Source organism: Nonomuraea sp. GTA35 (genome assembly GCF_041950525.1).
In the GTDB taxonomy this organism is placed as follows: domain Bacteria; phylum Actinomycetota; class Actinomycetes; order Streptosporangiales; family Streptosporangiaceae; genus Nonomuraea.
Map to the genome: position 1 here is coordinate 275,751 of NZ_JBGNUV010000005.1, position 17,954 is coordinate 293,704.

The window sequence follows — 17,954 nt, forward strand, 5'->3', positions numbered from 1 at the left end:
CTGAACTCCCACCACGTGGCCGGTCCTCTCTCGTGCGGTCACCCTGTTGTTGGCCGCACGTCAAAGGCCGGTTCCCACTATTTCGGCATCCGCCACACCTGCATGCCCTCCGGGGCTTCGCCCGGCTCGAACCCGGCCTCCTTCAGCTCCGCCGCCAGCACGTCCCCGGCGGGCCAGTGCGCGGTGGTGACCAGCTCGTCCTCGCTGATCACCACGCCTTGCCGCCTGATCCGGTAGCGGAACCGCGAGGTGACGCGCTCCCCCTCGGCCTCCAGCACCTGCCCGGCGATCTCGTAGGTGTGCCTGCCGACCTGGTAGGAGCCCATGACCCGGAGCTCTCCCGGCACGGCCGGGTCGCGGTCGCGCCAGTTGAACACCAGCCGCCCGCCCGGCTCCAGCTGCCTGCCCAGCACCCGCCACAGCTCGGCCCGCTCGGCGGCGGCGAAGCTCTGCAGCACCGAGATCATCACGACGGCCTCGGCCGGCTCGTCCACCTCCACCTCCAGCGCCCCGCACGGCAGCACCGTGACCCGGCGCAGCGCCTCCGGGTCGGTGGCCAGACGGGAGACCAGCACGGAGCGCATGCCCAGCGACGGCTCGACGGCGTGGATCTCGGCGGGGGTGACGCGGACGAGCAGCTCGGTGATCAGGCCGGTGCCCGCGCCGATCTCGATGACGCTCCGCCGCACCTCCGCCAGCAGCGGCGGCAGGAGCTCGCGGACCACGGGCACGTGGCCGTCCTCGTGCCACAGGTCGTAGAAGGGGACGGCGGGGGCGTAGGTGTCGTCATGCATGCGGTTCAGCGTAGGCGGGCGGTGTCGAGCGGTTTGACCACTTCGCCGGTGGAGCCGTACCAGGTGACCTCGTCGGGGAGGGTGAGCGTGGCCAGCGCGTTCTGGAACAGGGGGCCCTTGGTGATCTTCCAGCGGAAGGGCGGGCGCGGGACGCCCGCCAGGCGCGCCAGCAGGCTGCCGACCAGGGTGGCGATCGAGAACTGGGTGAAGACGTTGGCCCAGCGCAGCATGCGGCTGAGCGGGTTGCGGATGGGCGAGCAGACGATCTGGAAGACCGGGCCCCTGTCGGCCTTGGCCAGGTAGGAGTAGTGCACGTCGCCCGACAGGATCAGCACCGGCTTGCCCAGCCCGATCAGCAGCTTCGCCAGGTCGTCGAACGAGCGCCGGAACGCCGCCCAGTGCTCCAGGTCGATGGCCTGGCGGAGCGTCTCGGACCACCGGCGCGCGAGCGGGCCCCACTTGCCGTCGCACAGGGCCTCGTTCCAGTTCTGCACGCCGTGGACGCCCTCGGGGAGCAGGAACGGGATCGACGAGCCGATGATCAGTCGCTCGGCGGGCCGCCGTACCTGCTCCTGCAGCCAGGCCCACTCCCCCGGGTCGAGCATGCGCCGGTCGCCGGGCGTGAGCTGCCTGGCGCAGCGGGTGTCGACGATGATCAGGCGGGCGGGGCCGAGGTCGCGGGCGTAGCTCCAGCGGTTGCTGCTCGGCTCGGTGTCGGCCCGCTCGGCGAACTCGTCGAGCGCCGCCCCGCCGTCGCCGGCCATCAGCTTGGCCAGCAGCTCGTCGTCGGCGCGCTCGGCGGGCGAGAGGTTGCCCAGGTGCTGGTAGACCCAGTACGCCCCGAGCCCCGCCACCACCCGGCGCCGCCACCACGGTGTCCTGGCCATCTGCTCGCGCCAGGGCTGCGAGGTGTTCCAGTCGTCGCGCAGGTCGTGGTCGTCGAAGATCATCGCGGTCGGCACGGTGGACAGCAGCCAGCGGATCTCCGTCTCGGTCCACGCCTGGCGGTAGAGCTCGGCGTACTCCTCGAAGTCGGCGATCTCGCCCTGCGGCTCGGTGCTCCTGCGGGAACGGATGTAGGCCAGCATGTCGGGCGAGGGGTTGTCGGCGTAGACCTGGTCGCCGAGGAGGAGCAGCAGGTCCGGCCACTCCTCGTCGCCGGCGTCCGGCAGGTGCTCGCCGAAGGCGCGCAGGACGTCGTCGCCGTGGGTGCGTACGGTGGCGGCGTCGTGGGGCACGCTGGTGCGGCACGAGCCGAACGCCAGCTTCCGCACCCCCTCCGGCCGCAGCAGCCGGATCCGGCTCGGCGGGCGACCCGCCATGGGCCATACCTGCTCCCCGTCGAGCGTGACCGCGTACGACGCGATATCCTGGGACAACTCGACGAGATCCACGATCGCGTAGTGGTGTCCGTGCACGGTGAAGGTAGGCGACCGGTAAGACCTACCGTCCGCCTCCACGGTGACCGTGCAGGGTTCGGCGGTCTCCACCCAGATCGAGGCGCTGTCGGAGTCGACGTGTCTCAGCATCGGCCCCACCACCAGTGCGGGCATTCCACTCCTCAATTCGTCGAACCGTCACACTCTCGCTCCGCAAGCCTGCCAGAGTGGCACGGTCCACAGCACCCCGATCACCGGCTTGGATTTCTACCAATAACTAGGCAAGGTCAAACGCCCCGCTCTAGGATGATCGTGACAACAACGCCCAAAAGGGGAAGGCAATGGCGCTTTCTCCGCAAATAGGGCGTACATACCGGGAGGAACTTCTTCCATGAGCATCATGGTGCCGTCAACGACGCCGGCCCTGATCACCCCGGGCCGCCAGGCCCTCGACTCCGCTCTCCACCAACTCGACCAGGCCGCCGGGCACCTCGGGCTCGACGACGGGCTCCGCACCATGCTGGCCACGCCGCGCCGCTCGCTGACCGTCTCGGTCCCGGTGCGGCGCGAGGACGGCCGCCTGGACGTCGTCCAGGGCTTCCGTGTCCAGCACAACGTCTCGCGCGGCCCCGCCAAGGGCGGCCTCCGGTTTCATCCCGGCACCGACATCCACGAGGTCACCGCGCTGGCCATGTGGATGACGTGGAAGTGCGCGCTGGTCGGCATCCCGTACGGCGGCGCCAAGGGCGGCGTGGCCGTGGACCCGGCCGGGCTCACCACCCGGGAGCTGGAGCGGCTGACCCGCCGCTACGTCAGCGAGATCCTGCCGCTGATCGGCCCGGAGAAGGACATCCCCGCGCCCGACGTCGGCACCGACGAGCAGACCATGGCCTGGGTCATGGACACCTACAGCGTCAGCGCGGGCTACTCGGTGCCCGGAGTGGTCACCGGCAAGCCGATGACGCTGGGCGGCTCGCTCGGCCGCACCGGCGCCACCTCGCGCGGCGTGCAGATCGCGGCGCTGGCCGCGCTCGGCCGCTCGCCCGAGGGCGTGACCGTCGCCGTGCAGGGCTTCGGCAAGGTGGGCGCGCCGGCCGCGCAGTACCTGTCCGACGCCGGCTGCAAGGTCGTGGCGGTGTCCGACGTCACGGGGGCGGTGTACTGCGCCGGCGGTCTGGACGTGGCGCGGCTGCGCGCGTACGCGGCCGAGACCGGCGGCGTGCGGGGCTTCCACCACGCCGACGCGCTGTCCCACGACGACCTGTTCGAGCTGGACGTGGACGTGCTCGTCCCGGCCGCGCTCGAAGGCGTGATCACCGAGGCCAACGCGCCCAGGATCCGCGCCCGCCTGATCGTCGAGGGCGCCAACGGCCCCACCACGCCCGAGGCGGACGAGATCCTCGCCGCGAACGGGACCACGGTGGTGCCCGACATCCTGGCCAACGCGGGCGGGGTGATCGTGTCGTACCTGGAGTGGGTGCAGAACATGCAGGCGTACGCGTGGAGCTCGGGCGAGATCGAGCTCAAGCTCCGCGACCTCATGATGGGCGCCTTCTCCGAGGTCGCGTCGCTGGCCGCGGAGCGCGGCCTGACGCTGCGGCAGGCGGCGCACGTGATCGGCGTGGGCCGGGTGGCCGAGGCGCACCAGATGCGCGGCCTCTACCCGTGAGCGCTACTTAAGTAGCACGGGGCCCGCCCAAGGTTCGATGCCGGGGCGGGCCCCGCGTTGCGATCGTGGACGCATGAGAGGGTTCATCAACGTCGTCGCCGTGATCGCCGTCATCCAGGGGCTCGGCGGGTTCATCGGACGGATGTGGTTCGACCGCGAATGGGGGTTCCTGCACCGCTTGGTGGAGCTGCCCCTGCCGGGATACCTGGGTGTGGCGCTGGCCGGAGTGGTGGCGCTGGTCTGGGCGGACGTCTCCAAGAAGCGCCAGGGGTGAGCCCTCAGGCGCGCAGCTCGGCGTAGTCCAGGGCCTCCACCAGGCTCTCCAGGTCGCGCATGAGCCGCTCCGTGCGCTCCCGGCCGAACGCCAGCGCGATCACCGCCTGCTGCTCCGCCACGGCACCGTCGACCCGGGCCAGCAGCTCGGCCCCCCGCCCCGAGACGAAGACGGCCACCCTGCGCCGATCCCCCTTCGCCGGACCCCGGTACACCAGCGCCCGGTCGATCAGCCGGTCCACGGCCTTGGTCAGCGTCGGGTGCGGCATCAGCACGGCCTCGGCGAGCTCGCCCATCGACTCGCCCCGCCCGTCGGCCAGCGCCCGCATGATCCGCCACTGCTCGACCGTCACGCCCTCGCCGGCCAGCACCGCCGCCAGCCCCCGGTTCACGCCCCGCTCCGCACGGCTGAGCAGGTAGGCGAGTGAGGACCCGAGCCCCGAGGTCGTCATGGTGAGTCCTTTCATCGGGGAGCTAGAAGGGAGGATACTCGTCGGCGTGGCGGCGACCGTCGATCCTCTCGAAGCGCGGCTCCTCCCTTCCGGCTCGATCAGGATCGGCCTGATCGTCCCCGTGTCCGGGGTGCTCGGCCTGATGGGCCCGTGTGCGATCAACTGCGCCGTGCTGGCGGCCGAGGAGGTCAACGCCCGGGGCGGGGTGCTGGGCCGGCCGGTCGAGCTGGTGCTGATCGACGGCGGGCGGCCCGCCGGGCACGTCGCGGCCGAGGTGGCCGGCCTGGTCCGGTCGGGCACGGTGCAGGCCGTGGCCGGCGCGCACGCGAGCGACGTCCGGGTGGCCGTGGTGGCGGCGGTCGCCGGGCGGGTGCCGTTCGTGTACGCGCCGCCGTACGAGGGCGGCGGCCGGGCGCCGGGCGTCTACTTCCTCGGCGAGACCCCCGACCGGCAGCTCGCGCCGGGCATCGAGCGGCTGGCGGGCCGGCGCCGGGCCCGCCGCTGGTACCTGCTGGGCAACGACTACATCTGGCCGCGCCTGGTGCACGCCAGCGCCCGCAGGCGGCTGCGCGCGGCCGGCGCCACGGTGGTGGGCGAGCGTTTCGTCCGGTACGGGGAGGCCGTGAGCTGGCTGGGCCGGGTGGCCGACACCCGCCCCGACGCCATCCTGCTGACGCTGATCGGCAGCGACCTGGTGGCCTTCAACCGGGCGTTCGCCGCGTCGGAGCTGCGGGCGGCCCGGCTGTGCGGGGCGCTGGAGGAGCACGGCCTGCTGGGCATCGGCGGCGACGCGACCGGCGAGCTGTACTCGTCCATGGGCTACTTCCGCGACCTGCCGACCCCGGCCAGCCTCGACTTCTCCCAGCGGTACACGGCCAGGTTCGGCGACGACGCGCCCATGCTGAACGCCCACGGCCACGGCTGCTACGAGGCGGTGGCGATGCTGGCCGCCCTGTGCGCGCGGGCCGGCTCGCTGGCGGTGCCGGAGCTCGACGCCGTGGCCGACGGCACCACGATCACCAGCGCCCGCGGCACGCTCACGCTGCTCGACCGGCAGGTACGCCAGCCCGTCCACCTCGGCAGGGCCGACGGCCTGGACTTCTTCCTGGAGAAACCTTTTCAGTAGAAAGCTTTGGCTCTAAGGTGCCAATCGCCCCCCAAGCACTAGGAGCCGTACATGAGCAGCGTCGAGCAGTTCGGCTACCGCCAGGAGCTCAAACGCTCCCTCGGCTTCGCCGATCTGATGATCTATGGCTTGATCTTCATGGTGCCGATCGCCCCGTTCGGGATCTTCGGCAACGTCTTCGCCGTCTCCCACGGGATGGTGGCACTCGCCTACGTCATCGGCCTGGTGGCGATGGCGTTCACGGCGCTGTCGTACGCGCAGATGGCCCGGGCGTTCCCGATGGCCGGGTCGGTCTACACCTACGCGGGACGCGGCATCGCCGCTCCCGTGGGTTTCGTCGCCGGCTGGGCGATCCTGCTGGACTACGTGCTGGTGCCCTCGCTGCTCTACCTGGTGGCCAGCACGGCCATGAACTCGTTCGTGCCGGCGGTCCCCGTCTGGGGCTGGCTGGTGATCTTCGTGTTGCTCAACACGGTCGTCAACTACCTGGGCATCCAGATGACGGCCAGGATCACCCGCATCATGCTGGTCGCCGAGCTGGCCGTCCTGGCGATCTTCCTCGTGGTCGGCGGCGTCGCGCTGACCCAGGGCAAGGCGCAGACCGGCTTCCTCACCCCGCTCTTCGACTCCTCCTCCTTCACCTGGAGCGTGGTGCTCGCCGCGGCTTCGGTGGCCGTGCTGTCGTTCCTCGGCTTCGACGGCATCTCCACCCTGGCCGAGGAGAACCGCGAGGACGCCCGGCGGCTCGGCCGCTCCATGGTGGCCGCGCTGGCGGTGGCGGCCGTGCTGTTCGTCGTGCAGACGTGGGTGGCGGCGCTGCTCACGCCCAACCGGGCCAGGCTGATCACCGAGGGCGACGCCGCGGGCAGCGCGTTCTACGACACCGCCGCGTTCGCCGGCGGGCAGTGGCTGTCGGTGCTCACCGCCGTGGCCACCGCCATCGCGTGGGGCTTCGCCAACTCGCTGGTCGCGCAGGCCGCCACCTCGCGCCTGCTGTTCGCGATGGCCAGGGACCGGCAGCTACCGCGCTTCCTGGCGGCCGTGGACCCCAGGCACCGGGTGCCGGTCAACGCCACCTTCGCGGTCGCCGCCGTCTCGCTGGTCCTCGGCATCTACATGAGCACCAGGGACAACGGCATCGGCGAGCTGGCCTCGCTGGTCAACTTCGGCGCCATGAGCGCCTTCCTGCTGCTGCACATCGCCGTGGTCGTGCACTACCTGATCAGGCAGCGCAGCCGTAACTACTGGGCGCACCTGATCGCGCCCGTGATCGGCTTCGCCGTCCTGGTGGCCGTCGTGATCAACCAGAACGTCGCTGCCCAGTGGGTGGGCGGCATCTGGCTGGCCGTCGGCCTGGTCGTCCTCGGCGGCTCGTACCTGCTGGGCCGCAGGCCCGAACTACCTTCGGAGGTCAAGTGAACGTCATCTCCTACCGTCCCGAGCCGGAGGAGCTGAGCTACACCTTCGGCGGCCGGCCGGCCGTCGGCAAGGTACGCCCCGGCACGATCCTGGAGCTCTACACCGAGGACTGCTTCGGCGGGCGCGTCCAGACCGTGGACGACCTGCCGTCGCGGGTGTGCGAGTTCCCGTACCTGAACCCGGTGACCGGCCCCTTCCACGTCGAGGGGGCCGAGCCGGGCGACACGCTGGCCCTGCACTTCGTCAAGATCACCCCGGCCAGGGACTGGGCGGTCTCCACGACGTTCCCCCACTTCGGCGCGCTGACCGGCACGCACACCACGGCCACGCTGCAGCCGCCGCTGGAGGAGCGGGTCTGGCGCTACGACATCGACCTCGCCAGGAACGTCGCCGTCTACCACGCCCGCAACAGCGACTTCAGCGTCGCCCTGCCCCTCGACCCCATGCACGGCACGGTCGGCGTGGCCCCCGGCGCGAACGAGGCCCGCATGACGATCACGCCCGACGCGCACGGCGGCAACATGGACACCCCCGAGCTGCGCGCCGGCGTCACCGTCTACCTGGGCGTCAACGTCGAGGGCGGGATGTTCTCCATCGGCGACGGCCACGGGCTGCAGGGCCACGGCGAGGTGTGCGGGACGGCGGTGGAGTCGGCCATGAACACCGTGGTCGCGGTCGAGCTGATCAAGGGGGTGGCCACGCCGTGGCCGCGCCTGGAGGACGACCTGCACCTGATGTCCACCGGGTCGGCCAGGCCGCTGGAGGACGCGTACCGGATCAGCCAGCACGACCTGGTCACCTGGACCTCCGAGCTGACCGGGCTGGACACGCTGGACGCCTACCAGCTCGTCAGCCAGGCCGGCCAGGCGCCCGTCGGGAACGTGTGCGACACCAACTACACGATGGTCGCCAAGCTGCCCAAGGCGTACCTCGGCGAGGCGGCGGGTGTCTACGAGTCGGCGCACGCCCGGCTACGGGCGCTCGGTTCCCAGTACACATCTTAGTAAACCCTCATGTCGCAGGTCAGAGGGCTGATCATCTTCGGCCTACAGTGGCAGGGTGCTCAGGTTGGCTCTGTCTCTCGTCCTGCTCGATCCAGCCGCCGTCGCCGAGGTGTCCCAACGTAACGTCCCCGTTCCCCGCGTGCTCACCCCTGACGGCGACCGCCTGGGCTACGCGCCGGTCCCGCGCCCCTACACGGGGGCGCGGCGGCTGACCGGGGTGCTGCTCGGCCGCGATCCGGTCGCGAAGACGGACGTGCTCTGCGGCGGCACGGTGATCGGCTCGCGCAGCCGCAGCCTGGTGCTGACGGCGGCGCACTGCCTGTATCACAACGGGCGGCTGCTCAAGCACCTGGCCTTCCTGCCCGGGTTCGACCGGGGCCGGCCGCCGCTGGGCGTCTGGCCGGTCGTGCGGGCGTGGGTGCCGGCCAGGTGGCGCAGCAGGCCGTACTCGCCGGAGCTGCTGCCGTACGACGTGGGGCTGGTCGGCGTGGCCGGCGGCAAGCAACCGCTGGAGTCGGTCACCGGGCGGGGGTTGTCGCCGATGCGCACGTCCAGGGGCACGCAGCTGCGCGGCCTCGAACTGCTCGGCTATCCGGCGGGCCGGGGGTATCCGGGCACGAAGATGTACCGCTGCGTGGGCGACGCGGTCGAGGGGGGCTCCGAGGGGCCGGGGCTGATGGTCACGCGCAACTGCCACGCCGCGGCGGGCGGCAGCGGCGGCCCGGCCCTGTACGGCGGGGCGGTGGCGGGCGTCGTGTCGTCGTCCAGCCCGCTGAACGACGCGAAGGGTTACACCGTGCTGACCCGGCTGGGGGGAAGGCCTTTCGAGCGGATGTTCGCCAGGGCCGACCGGGAGATGCGGCTCAGGCCGGCCGGGTGACGGTGCCGGGCCTCGGCCGCCCGGCTGACGCCATCCGGTCTCAGCCCGGCTGCCCGGCCCCGGTCGCGTGGCGGACGATCTCCTCGCAGAGGGCGTGGGTGGCCAGCGCGTCGGCGGCGTCGAGGCGGCGCCCGTCGCGCACCGCCGCCAGGAACTCCAGGCAGATCTGCTCGATCCCGCGCTGACTCGCGACCGGCACCCAGTCGGGCCGCCGGGCGAGGGTCTCGCCGCCCTGGTAGTCGATGACGTCGCCGAGGTTGACCACCCGGCGCTTGACGCCGTCGCCCATGACCGCGCAGCTCTCCTCGGCGGCGCCGCTCATCCGGTTCATGATGCCGATGGCGGTGAAACCGTCGCCCGACAGCTCCAGGACGATGTGCTCCACGAGGCCGTCCCTGACGCGGGTCCTGATCGTGGTGCCGGTGACCGGGCCGGGCGCGAGGAACCTGAGCGTGTCGGCCACGTGGATGAAGTCGTCGAAGATCGCCCGGCGCGGGAAGTCGGGCAGGTTGTGCCGGTGCTTCTCCATGAGGACGAGGTGCCGGGGCAGGGCGGCCAGCTCGGCGTACCCGGGGGCGTGGCGGCGGTTGAAGCCGACCATCAGGGACCTGCCCTCCGTCTCCGCGAGGCGGACGAGCTGCTCGGACTCGGCCAGGGTGTAGGCGATCGGCTTGTCGACGTAGACGTGGATCCCGGCGCTGAGCAGCGGCTCGACGATCTCGGGGTGGGCGTCGGTCGCCGCGTGCACGAACGCCGCGTCCACCCCTGCCTTGATCACCTCGTCCACGCTCGTGGACCGGGTGGCGATGCGGTAGGTGTCGCCGAGCCGGTGCAGCCGGGCCTCGTTGCGGGTGCAGAGGTGCAGGTCGAGAGCGGGCTGGGCGGCCAGCACGGGAAGGTAGGCCTTCTCCGCGATGTCGCCCAGACCGATCATGGCTATCTTCATCCGTCGAGCGTAGCCTTGAGCGCGACGTCGACCGGGGTAGGCGCGGCGCCGAACGTACGCTGGAAGGCCGAGGAGTCGAGCACGTACGGCGCGGTGAACTGGTGGCGGACGTGCCGCAGCTCGCCGAGCATGGGCGAGAACAGCCCGGCCACCCGCACCAGCGGCCACGGCATCGACCGCAGCCGGGGCGCGGGGGCGCCCACGACGGCCGCCATGCGCCGCGCCATCTGGCGGAAGGTCAGCGGCTCCGCGGTGGGCACGTGCCACGGCCTGCCCCAGGCCCGCTCGTCCGCGCCCGCCGTGATCATCGTGTCGGCCACGTCCGGCAGGTACGTCCAGCTGTGCGGCATGTCGATCGGCCAGGGCGACATGATCGGCTTGCCCGCCTTGAGCGGCACGGTGAAGCGGTCGCCCAGGTAGGACTGGTCGCTGGCGCCGGGGCCGTAGTAGTCGGAGCCGCGGATCTCGGTGACCCTGATCCGGCCGGCCTCGTGCGCGGCCAGCGCGTCGGCCCACATCCGGGCGCGGACCCGGAACTTGGGGTTCGGGGAGGAGAGCGGCAGGTCCTCGGTCATGGGGGCCGTGACGGGCCCGTACGGGTAGAGGTTGCCGAGCATCACGTACACGGCGCCGCTCGCCTCGGCGGCGGCCAGGAACGACGCGGCCATCGGCGGCCAGTCGGTGAGCCAGCGGTGGTACTGCGGGTTGACGCAGTTGTAGAGGACGTCGGCGCCCCGGGCGACCTCGATCAGCCGGGCCTGGTCGGCGACGTCGGCGGCCACCTTGACCGCGCCTGCCGGGCCGCCGCCCGACCGGGTCACGACGACGACCTCGTGCCCCTGGGTGAGGAGCTTGCCGGCCAGATGCGCGCCGACCTGACCCGAACCCACCACGACGTGCTTACCCATGATCAGACCTCGTTCCAGACGATACGGAGAACCGCGTTGACGATGAAGAGCGCGGAGAAGACGACGGCGGAGGTGATCAGCCCGGAGGCGTGGAGCGCCAGGGCGCCGCCGCCGAACCAGAGGATCTCCAGCGCGGCGCGGGCCAGGCCGGTGAGCGGGTACGTGGCGTTCGCGCCGCCGCCCGCTCCGAACAGGGCCCACGCCGTGATGAACAGCGCCGGGCCGCCGAGCCCCGCCAGCAGCTTGACGCCCCAGTTGGGGCTGACGGTGAAGCCCCAGTAGGCGACGGAGGCCAGCACGCCGAGCTCCAGGAGGAACATCAGCAGCGCGTTGGCGTTCTTGGCGAGGGCGAGCATCGGGGCCTCCGGGTTGGGGTGTTCCGCTTACGAGAGCAATGCTCTCTCAAGAGAGCACCAGTCGTCAAGAGCAGTGCTCTCGTTTGTTGGCACCGCTCTGATAATCTGCTGCCCATGACAGCCAGCCGCACTGCCAGAGAACGCGTCAGGGCCGAGCTCACCAAAGAGATCACCGACATCGCGCGACGCCAGCTCGCCACCGAGGGGGCCGGCGGCCTGTCGCTGCGGGCGGTGGCACGGGAGATGGGCATGGTCTCCTCGGCCATCTACCGCTACTTCCCGAGCCGCGACGACCTGCTCACCGCACTGATCATCGACGGCTACAACGCGCTCGGCGAGGCCGTCGAACGCACCGAGACGGAGGTCCCCCGCGAGGACCACCTCGGGCGATGGCTGGCCGTCTGCCACGCCGTGCGCGAGTGGGGGGTGGCCCACCCCCACGAGTACGCGCTGATCTACGGCTCCCCGGTCCCCGGCTACCAGGCGCCGCAGGACACGGTCGAGGCCCGCATCCGCGACGTGGCCGTGCTGGGCCGCCTCATGTCCGACGCCTGGCAGGCGGGCGCGGTGCGCGCCCCGGAGGAGGAGGCGCCGCGGGAGCTCGGTCCGGACGTGACCGGGTTCCACGACCTCATGCCCGGGGTGCCCGACAACGTGATCTGGCGCGCGCTCACGGCGTGGACAACCCTGTACGGATGGGTCAGCTTCGAGGTGTTCGGCCAGTTCGACAACACCATCGAGGACCGGCGCGGCGCCTTCGAGCACAGCATGCGGGTGACGGCGGGCACGATCGGACTTGCTCAGTGAGACTTACTAAGTTTTACTGAATACATGGCTCGCAAGTATCAGGAGCTCGGCCGCTTCACGGACGTGGCGCTGCTGGTGCTCATCAGCCTCGCAGAGGGGCAAAAACACGGATATCGAATGATCAGCGACATCGAGGAGTTCTCGGGCACGTCGCTGGAGCCGGGCACGCTCTACGGGGCGCTGATGCGGCTGGAACAGCGCGGCTGGATCGAACCGGTCGAGTCGTCGGAGCGGCGCAAGCCGTACCGGATCACCGGGAGCGGGCGTGACGCGCTGCGCGAGCAGCTCGCCACGCTGCGCCGGGTGGAGCAGGCGGGGGTTCGGCGAGTGGCGTGGGGGCAGGCATGATGCGAGCCGTGGCGGGGGCCGTGCTGAGCCTCTACCCGAAGGCGTGGCGGGACCGGTACGGCGAGGAGGTCGCCGACCTGATCGCCTCACGTCCGGTACGGCTGCGCACGGTGACCGACCTGGCCGCCGGGGCGGCCGACGCGTGGCTGCACCACCGCCGCATCCCCGGCGCCCGGCCACTGCGCCTGCCGCTCGCGGCGGTCCTGGTCGCCGGCGTCTACGCCCTGTGGCTGCTGTGGGGCCCGGCCGTGCGTGACGCGTCCGGCCTCCGGTTCACGTGGGAGCAGGCCGCGGAGGCCGGCTGGTTGTTCAGGACGGCCACGTCGTGCTTCGTCGCGGCGGGCGCGATGACGCTGCTGTCACCGTGGCAGCTCGGCATCGCCGCACGCGCCGCCGGCAAGCAGGCGCCCTACGGGGTGGCGGCGCGGGCGACAGGGCGGCGGGTGCTGCTGACGGCGCTCGCCGTGGCCTTCCCGATCGGCCTCGTCCTGCTGACGTACGCCGGCCTCGCGCTGGGCTGGGGGCATCCCGTTGCCGCGCTCGGCGGCGCCATGACCGGCGGCTTCTTCGTACCGGCCCTCATGGCGCTGGTCCTGCCGCTGCCGCTGGCCGCGATGGCGTCCCCGCTGATGGCGGGCGCGGCACGGGCCGCCGGCAGGTCGCTGGCGGTAGCGGCCGTGCTCAACGCGATCGCCTGGCTGGCCGTGGCGGGGCTGCTGGCGCTGGGAATGCGGGACGGGTCGCCGTGGTACGTGGCGGCGGTGGCCGCCGGCGCGCTGACCAGCATCGGCGTGGCGGCGCTGGTCGCGCGGACCGCGCTCGGGCGCTCCCCGCACGCCCCGGCGGTCCTGCCCGAGCACCCGCCGCTCGGCCCGACCCGCATCTGAGCACCCCGCGAAGGCGCGGCGCGGTCAGCCGGTGGCGTGCGGTTTGAGCAGGGGCACGAGTACCTCGTCCACGATCTCGACCACCAGCCGCTCCGGGATCGGCGGCCCCTCGAAGAGGAAGTGGTGGCGCAGCAGCGCGTGCCCCGAGTCGAGGCGCCGCGGGGTGACGTCCGCCGGATCCACCTCGCCGCGCTCGACCGCCCGGCGCACGACCTCCTCCATCAGCTTCCTGGCCGTGCCCTGGGAGTTGCGCCGCATGGTGCTCAGCGGCGACTCCCCCCGCAGCGCCTCGCCCAGCAGCCCGCGCATCGCCTCACCGGCCGGGCCGGACAGGGCCTGCGCCGTGCGGGTGAGCATGGCGAGCAGGTCACCACGCAGGCTGCCGGTGTCGGGCGAGCTCTCCGGGTTGGGCAGCGACTGGTAGACCGCCTCCATCACCAGCTCGATGCGGGTGGGCCAGCGCCGGTAGAGCGAGGCCTTGCTGGCCTTGGCACGCTCGGCGACGCGTTCCATGGTCAGCCCGGCGTAGCCGACCTCGGCCAGCTCGTCGAGGGTGGCCTGGTAGATCGCGGCGCTGAGCGCCTCGCCCCGGCGTCGTGGCAGCTTGCGGTGGTCGGTGACCATGGCATGCATTCTAGGAAGCGCCGGCGCCTGTGCCTGTGCCTGTGCCTGTGCCTGTGACAGCCCCGGAGCCGGTGACAGCGCCCGTGGCAGCGCCTGTGCCAGCGTCGTGGACGGTGCCGGTGTCGCCGTTGACCGTGACGAGCTGCCCGTCCGCCAGCACCGAGGTGCCCGTGCCGGTGCCCATGACAGCAGGGATGCCGTACTCCCTGGCCACGATCGCCGCGTGCGAGGCCGCGCCGCCGGTGTCCACCACCACGGCCGCCGCGTGCTGGAACAGCGGCGTCCACGACGGGTTCGTGTACGGGCAGACGAGCACGTCACCGGCGGCGAGCCGACCGAAGTCGGCAGGCTTCACGATCACCTTCACCGGCCCGGTCGCGGTGCCGCCGCCGGCCGGGGCGCCGGTGAGCAGCGCGCCGCCGGTGCCGGCGGGCGGGAAGACCGCGGCCGGGTCGATGAGCCGCACGCCCGAGAGCTCCTCCCGCTTGAGCGCCCGCCGGCCGACGATCTCGCGCAGCCGCTCGGCGTCCGCCCCGCGCAGGGTGGCCACGTCCTCGATCTCCTCCAGCTCCGCCATCCGAAGGTGGAAGACGTCCTCCGGCGCGGCCAGCACGCCCGCGTCGCGCAGGCGGCGGCCCAGCTCCAGCAGCGACCTGCGCAGGACGGGCTGCGGCAGCGTGAAGTAGAAGTGGCTGTCCTCCCTGAACGCGACCCCCGCCCGCGCCGCCTGCACCCAGCGCGTGATCAGGGCGCGACGGCGCTTCGAGCGTCGCAGCAGGGGGTGGGCGAGCAGGCGCTCAAGCGCGCCCTCCGGCTCCTTCCGCGCAGGCGACCCCGCGGCCAGCACCTTTACCAAGTCAAGCACCACCTCGGGGGCGTCCGCCCAGGTGGGCGGGGTGACGAGGATGGGGCTGGCGGTCTCGCGGTGGCCGTACTCGTCCAGGAACGCCGCCAGCGCGTCCGCGAACTCGGCGGGCGGCGGGCCCGGCTCCAGCGCTCCCGTGCGCCGGGCCACCTCGGCCAGGCGTTCCAGAGCGCGGTTGGTGTCCGTGGTCCGGGTACGCGCCCCGTGCAACAGGTCGGCGAACAGCTCCCGGCGCCCCAGCAGCCGGACCGCCACCAGCAACCGCAGCAACGCCAGCCCGGTGCCCGGCAGGTAGTCGACGCGCAGGTCGGCCACGGGCGAGACCAGGGCGAGCGCCTGCCGGGGCACGCGCAGCAGCTCCGCCCACGGCATCGCCCGCAGGTCGCGGGCACGCAGCGCCTCGATCGCCGCCAGGTAGTCGCGGAAGCGCCGGTCCTGCGTCCACCGCGCGGGGTCGTACCGCATGGCCTTGGCCAGCACCAGGAACGGAGCCGCGAGCACCTTCGGGGCCGGCCTCGGCGCCGGGGGCAGCAACCGGTGGACGACCTCGTCCTCCTCCTGCAGGAAGCCGTCGAACGCGCGCCGCACGCCGAAGCTGCCCAGGACGTTGCGCATCAGCCCAGCCGGCCCGTACGGGACCCAGGTGGACATGTCGATCGGGTACGGCCGTACGGGCAGGTACTCCAGCAGGACCGTGGCCAGGCGGCGCTGCACCGGGTTGAGCCGGCCCACCGGGGGCGGCGGCAGCGCGGTCATCGGGCGCGCCTGCAGCAGGTGGAGCCGCCCGCCCGCGTACGCCCACTCGATGTCCTGCGGCCGCCCGAAATGCGCGGCCACGTCGCGGCCCAGCCGCCCCAGCTCCGCCACCACCGCATCCGGCAACCGCCCGGCCCACTCTCCCGCCCCGCCATCCGCAAGCCGCCCGGTCCGCTCCCCCGCCCCGCTGTCCGCCTGCCGCTTCCCCGCGTCGTGGTCGGCCTGCCGCCGGGCTCGTGACTGCTCCCCGCTCTCGCGGATGACCCCGCCGCCGGCCGCGCTGCGGATGACCACCTCCCGGCGTCCGGGTGTGAAGTCGATGCGCCCGCGCGCGTCCAGCACGTAGTGGTCCGGCGTGACGAGCCCGGAGACGACGGCCTCGCCGAGCCCGCTGCTGGCGTCGATGACGAGCTGCGCGCGGTCGCCGGTGACCGGGTCCGCGGTGAACATGACGCCCGCCACCTCGGCCTCCACCATGCTCTGCACGACCACCGCGATCCGCACGCCGGCGTCGTCGATGCCCAGCCTGGCGCGGTAGGCGACGGCGCGCTCGGTCCAGAGCGAGCCCCAGCAGCGGCGTACGGCGTCGAGCAGGGCCTGTTCGCCGACGACGTTGAGGTAGGTGTCCTGCTGGCCGGCGAACGCGGCGCCCGGCAGGTCCTCGGCCGTGGCGCTCGACCGCACGGCCACCGGCCCGCCGCCGAGCCGGGCGTACGCGCCGGTGATCGCCTGCCGCACGTCCTCGGGCAGCTCGACCTGCTCGGAGCTGACCCGCGGGTCCCCGCCCCGGGTGGCCAGCTCGTACGCGTGCGTGGTGACGACGAACCCGTCGGGCACCGGAAAGGCGTTCCTGACCAGCTCGCCCAGGTTGGCGCCCTTCCCACCGGCGATGGCCAGGTCGGCGCGGCCGAAGGCGTTCAGGGGTGCGACGAGTTTCACGGATTCTCCTCGACATGAGCGGTGGTACGGAGCGGGCGCGCGGGCAGCGCCAGGGCCAGCAAGAAGGCCACGACCAGCAGCGGCGCCATGGCCGCGAAGACCGGGGGCGCGGCGGCGGCGAACGCCTCACGCACCCCTTCCGGCAGGCTCGACGGCGAGGTGCTGGACAGTCCCGATCGCAGCGTGATCAGCGCCCCCACCAGCGCGACCCCGGCCGACGCCCCGACCTGGCGCAGGAACGTCACCGACGAGGTGGCGGCGCCGAGGTCGGCGTGGTCCACGGCGTTCTGCGCGGCCAGCACCATGACCTGCATGACCAGCCCGACCCCGAGCCCGGTCAGCAGCAGGGCGAGGACGAGCACGACCGGCCCGGCCCCGGCCAGGCCCATCAGCCCGAGCCCGGCCGCCGCCAGGGCCGTGCCCGCGACGGGGTACGGCTTGTACGTGCCTGTCCTGGTGATGAGCCGGCCGGAGACGACGGTGGTGAGCAGCACGCCGCCCATGAGCGCGGTCACCAGCAGCCCGGCCTGCGTGGCGCCGGTGTGCAGGGCGATCTGCGCGTACGCCGGCAGGTACGTGATCGTCCCGAACAGCGCGAACCCGATGAGCAGGCTGATCGCCACGGGCACGGCGAACGCCCGGTCGCGGAACAGCCGCAGCGGCAGGATCGGATCCCGCGCGAACCGCGCGCTGACCAGCCACGCCACCACGCCCGCGGCGGCCAGGGCCAGGTAGGCGGGGTTCCCGCTCTCCCCCACCATGACCACCCCGACCACGGCGACGGCCAGCGTGGCGGCCCCGGCCACGTCGAGCGGCGCCCTCGTACGGGGCCGCGGCAGCTTCAGCGCCACGCTCAGCAGCACCAGCGCCAGCAGCCCCAGCGGCGGGTGGACGGCGAAGATCCACCGCCACCCCGGCCCGTCGACGAAGAACCCGCCGACCAGCGGCCCGCCCACGGCGGCCACGATGTACGCGGCGCCGAACAGGCCGAGGTAACGCCCCCGCTCCCGCGGGCTCACGATCTCGCCGATGATCGCCTGAGCCCCGATCATGAGGCCGCCGCCGCCCAGCCCCTGGATCGCGCGGAAGGCGATGAACTGCGGCATCGACGTGGCCAGCCCGCACAGCACGGCTCCGGTCACGAAGATCACGATCGCGGCCTGCATGGTGGGCTTGCGGCCGTACCGGTCGCCGAGCTTGCCGTAGACGGGCATGACGACGGTGGCCGCGACGAGGTAGGCGGTGACGACGGCGGGCATCCGGTCGAGCCCGCCCAGCGCGCCGGCGACGGCGGGCAGCGCGGGCGCCATGATCGTCTGATCCAGCGCGCCGAGCAACATCGCCAGCATCAACCCGGCCAGCACGAGCCCCACGGCACCGCCTCCTTAGTAAACGGAGCGTTCTCTAAGCAGCATAGGATTCAACTCATAGAAACGCAACGTTCACTATGCGGCGGCGGCGCGGCGGGAATTGACATCGCCCCCCTCCATCCAACACCCTTTCACTACTTAAATAGTGAAAG

At 72.4% G+C, this 17,954-nt stretch carries 18 protein-coding genes; 9 read left to right on the forward strand and 9 right to left on the reverse strand.

What is annotated here, in order from left to right; genetic code table 11:
• Positions 1-77: 77 nt before the first annotated feature.
• Both ACBJ32_RS24495 and ACBJ32_RS24500 read right to left on the reverse strand, forming a co-directional pair.
• A complete protein-coding gene (locus ACBJ32_RS24495) occupies positions 78-794 on the reverse strand; it encodes a class I SAM-dependent methyltransferase (RefSeq protein ID WP_375128673.1) in 717 nt (238 codons plus the stop codon).
• Positions 795-799: 5 nt separating this feature from the next.
• Positions 800-2,323, reverse strand: a complete 1,524-nt coding sequence (locus tag ACBJ32_RS24500; RefSeq protein ID WP_375128674.1) for an alkaline phosphatase D family protein — start codon at positions 2,321-2,323, stop codon at positions 800-802.
• A gap of 241 nt (positions 2,324-2,564) precedes the next feature.
• Here ACBJ32_RS24500 and ACBJ32_RS24505 point away from each other — a divergent pair, with 241 nt between their 5' ends.
• Both ACBJ32_RS24505 and ACBJ32_RS24510 read left to right on the forward strand, forming a co-directional pair.
• The gene (locus tag ACBJ32_RS24505; RefSeq protein ID WP_375128675.1) at positions 2,565-3,842 is read left to right on the forward strand and encodes a Glu/Leu/Phe/Val dehydrogenase; all 1,278 of its coding nucleotides are present in this window, start codon (positions 2,565-2,567) and stop codon (positions 3,840-3,842) included.
• A gap of 73 nt (positions 3,843-3,915) precedes the next feature.
• Positions 3,916-4,116 carry a hypothetical protein gene (locus ACBJ32_RS24510; RefSeq protein ID WP_375128676.1) on the forward strand — a complete coding sequence of 67 codons (201 nt, stop codon included), beginning with the start codon at positions 3,916-3,918 and terminating at the stop codon, positions 4,114-4,116.
• Positions 4,117-4,120: 4 nt separating this feature from the next.
• Here the strand turns inward: ACBJ32_RS24510 and ACBJ32_RS24515 are convergent, their stop codons facing one another.
• The gene (locus ACBJ32_RS24515) at positions 4,121-4,567 is read right to left on the reverse strand and encodes a MarR family winged helix-turn-helix transcriptional regulator (RefSeq protein WP_375128677.1); all 447 of its coding nucleotides are present in this window, start codon (positions 4,565-4,567) and stop codon (positions 4,121-4,123) included.
• Between the two features lie 46 nt (positions 4,568-4,613).
• On the opposite strand from ACBJ32_RS24515, the gene ACBJ32_RS24520 reads away from it, so the two are divergent.
• Genes ACBJ32_RS24520 through ACBJ32_RS24535 form a run of 4 tightly spaced genes read left to right on the forward strand, consistent with a single transcriptional unit; the run spans position 4,614 to position 8,996 of the window.
• Positions 4,614-5,693 (forward strand): substrate-binding domain-containing protein, encoded by a 1,080-nt coding sequence (locus ACBJ32_RS24520; protein ID WP_375128678.1) that lies wholly within the window; start codon positions 4,614-4,616, stop codon positions 5,691-5,693.
• Positions 5,694-5,744: 51 nt separating this feature from the next.
• Positions 5,745-7,112, forward strand: coding sequence for an APC family permease (locus ACBJ32_RS24525; RefSeq protein WP_375128679.1), 1,368 nt, complete (start codon positions 5,745-5,747; stop codon positions 7,110-7,112).
• Positions 7,109-8,116: an acetamidase/formamidase family protein gene (locus ACBJ32_RS24530; RefSeq protein ID WP_375128680.1), complete on the forward strand. Its 1,008-nt coding sequence runs from the start codon at positions 7,109-7,111 to the stop codon at positions 8,114-8,116. Before ACBJ32_RS24525 ends, ACBJ32_RS24530 begins: the two co-directional genes overlap by 4 nt.
• 55 nt (positions 8,117-8,171) lie before the next feature.
• Positions 8,172-8,996: a trypsin-like serine peptidase gene (locus ACBJ32_RS24535; RefSeq protein WP_375128681.1), complete on the forward strand. Its 825-nt coding sequence runs from the start codon at positions 8,172-8,174 to the stop codon at positions 8,994-8,996.
• 40 nt (positions 8,997-9,036) lie between these two features.
• Here the strand turns inward: ACBJ32_RS24535 and ACBJ32_RS24540 are convergent, their stop codons facing one another.
• The 3 genes from ACBJ32_RS24540 to ACBJ32_RS24550 are packed head-to-tail and all read right to left on the reverse strand — an operon-like array spanning position 9,037 to position 11,206.
• Positions 9,037-9,942, reverse strand: a complete 906-nt coding sequence (locus tag ACBJ32_RS24540; protein ID WP_375128682.1) for a Gfo/Idh/MocA family protein — start codon at positions 9,940-9,942, stop codon at positions 9,037-9,039.
• Positions 9,939-10,850: an NAD-dependent epimerase/dehydratase family protein gene (locus ACBJ32_RS24545; protein WP_375128683.1), complete on the reverse strand. Its 912-nt coding sequence runs from the start codon at positions 10,848-10,850 to the stop codon at positions 9,939-9,941. The genes ACBJ32_RS24540 and ACBJ32_RS24545 overlap by 4 nt, the downstream gene beginning before the upstream one ends.
• Before the next feature lie 2 nt (positions 10,851-10,852).
• Positions 10,853-11,206 (reverse strand): YrdB family protein, encoded by a 354-nt coding sequence (locus tag ACBJ32_RS24550; protein ID WP_375128684.1) that lies wholly within the window; start codon positions 11,204-11,206, stop codon positions 10,853-10,855.
• Positions 11,207-11,320: 114 nt separating this feature from the next.
• Here ACBJ32_RS24550 and ACBJ32_RS24555 point away from each other — a divergent pair, with 114 nt between their 5' ends.
• The 3 genes from ACBJ32_RS24555 to ACBJ32_RS24565 are packed head-to-tail and all read left to right on the forward strand — an operon-like array spanning position 11,321 to position 13,248.
• Positions 11,321-12,013 carry a TetR/AcrR family transcriptional regulator gene (locus ACBJ32_RS24555; protein ID WP_375128685.1) on the forward strand — a complete coding sequence of 231 codons (693 nt, stop codon included), beginning with the start codon at positions 11,321-11,323 and terminating at the stop codon, positions 12,011-12,013.
• A 24-nt stretch (positions 12,014-12,037) separates the two neighbouring features.
• On the forward strand, positions 12,038-12,361 hold the full coding sequence (locus ACBJ32_RS24560) for a PadR family transcriptional regulator (RefSeq protein WP_375128686.1): 324 nt from the start codon (positions 12,038-12,040) through the stop codon (positions 12,359-12,361).
• Positions 12,358-13,248, forward strand: a complete 891-nt coding sequence (locus ACBJ32_RS24565) for a hypothetical protein (RefSeq protein WP_375128687.1) — start codon at positions 12,358-12,360, stop codon at positions 13,246-13,248. The genes ACBJ32_RS24560 and ACBJ32_RS24565 overlap by 4 nt, the downstream gene beginning before the upstream one ends.
• A gap of 24 nt (positions 13,249-13,272) precedes the next feature.
• Here the strand turns inward: ACBJ32_RS24565 and ACBJ32_RS24570 are convergent, their stop codons facing one another.
• The 3 genes from ACBJ32_RS24570 to ACBJ32_RS24580 are packed head-to-tail and all read right to left on the reverse strand — an operon-like array spanning position 13,273 to position 17,805.
• Positions 13,273-13,872 (reverse strand): TetR/AcrR family transcriptional regulator, encoded by a 600-nt coding sequence (locus tag ACBJ32_RS24570; protein ID WP_357870671.1) that lies wholly within the window; start codon positions 13,870-13,872, stop codon positions 13,273-13,275.
• Between the two features lie 10 nt (positions 13,873-13,882).
• Positions 13,883-16,432 (reverse strand): PEP/pyruvate-binding domain-containing protein, encoded by a 2,550-nt coding sequence (locus ACBJ32_RS24575; protein ID WP_375128688.1) that lies wholly within the window; start codon positions 16,430-16,432, stop codon positions 13,883-13,885.
• Positions 16,429-17,805, reverse strand: coding sequence for an MFS transporter (locus ACBJ32_RS24580; RefSeq protein WP_375128689.1), 1,377 nt, complete (start codon positions 17,803-17,805; stop codon positions 16,429-16,431). The genes ACBJ32_RS24575 and ACBJ32_RS24580 overlap by 4 nt, the downstream gene beginning before the upstream one ends.
• Between the last annotated feature and the right edge of the window lie 149 nt (positions 17,806-17,954).

Excerpts from the sequence above, each read along its gene's own strand:
- ACBJ32_RS24495 (WP_375128673.1), bottom strand. The coding sequence starts at position 794 with ATGCATGACGACACCTACGCCCCCGCCGTCCCCTTCTACGACCTGTGG.
- ACBJ32_RS24500 (WP_375128674.1), bottom strand. The coding sequence starts at position 2,323 with ATGCTGAGACACGTCGACTCCGACAGCGCCTCGATCTGGGTGGAGACC.
- ACBJ32_RS24505 (WP_375128675.1), top strand. The coding sequence starts at position 2,565 with ATGAGCATCATGGTGCCGTCAACGACGCCGGCCCTGATCACCCCGGGC.
- ACBJ32_RS24510 (WP_375128676.1), top strand. The coding sequence starts at position 3,916 with ATGAGAGGGTTCATCAACGTCGTCGCCGTGATCGCCGTCATCCAGGGG.
- ACBJ32_RS24515 (WP_375128677.1), bottom strand. The coding sequence starts at position 4,567 with ATGACGACCTCGGGGCTCGGGTCCTCACTCGCCTACCTGCTCAGCCGT.
- ACBJ32_RS24525 (WP_375128679.1), top strand. The coding sequence starts at position 5,745 with ATGAGCAGCGTCGAGCAGTTCGGCTACCGCCAGGAGCTCAAACGCTCC.
- ACBJ32_RS24540 (WP_375128682.1), bottom strand. The coding sequence starts at position 9,942 with ATGAAGATAGCCATGATCGGTCTGGGCGACATCGCGGAGAAGGCCTAC.
- ACBJ32_RS24545 (WP_375128683.1), bottom strand. The coding sequence starts at position 10,850 with ATGGGTAAGCACGTCGTGGTGGGTTCGGGTCAGGTCGGCGCGCATCTG.
- ACBJ32_RS24550 (WP_375128684.1), bottom strand. The coding sequence starts at position 11,206 with ATGCTCGCCCTCGCCAAGAACGCCAACGCGCTGCTGATGTTCCTCCTG.
- ACBJ32_RS24555 (WP_375128685.1), top strand. The coding sequence starts at position 11,321 with ATGACAGCCAGCCGCACTGCCAGAGAACGCGTCAGGGCCGAGCTCACC.
- ACBJ32_RS24560 (WP_375128686.1), top strand. The coding sequence starts at position 12,038 with ATGGCTCGCAAGTATCAGGAGCTCGGCCGCTTCACGGACGTGGCGCTG.
- ACBJ32_RS24565 (WP_375128687.1), top strand. The coding sequence starts at position 12,358 with ATGATGCGAGCCGTGGCGGGGGCCGTGCTGAGCCTCTACCCGAAGGCG.
- ACBJ32_RS24570 (WP_357870671.1), bottom strand. The coding sequence starts at position 13,872 with ATGGTCACCGACCACCGCAAGCTGCCACGACGCCGGGGCGAGGCGCTC.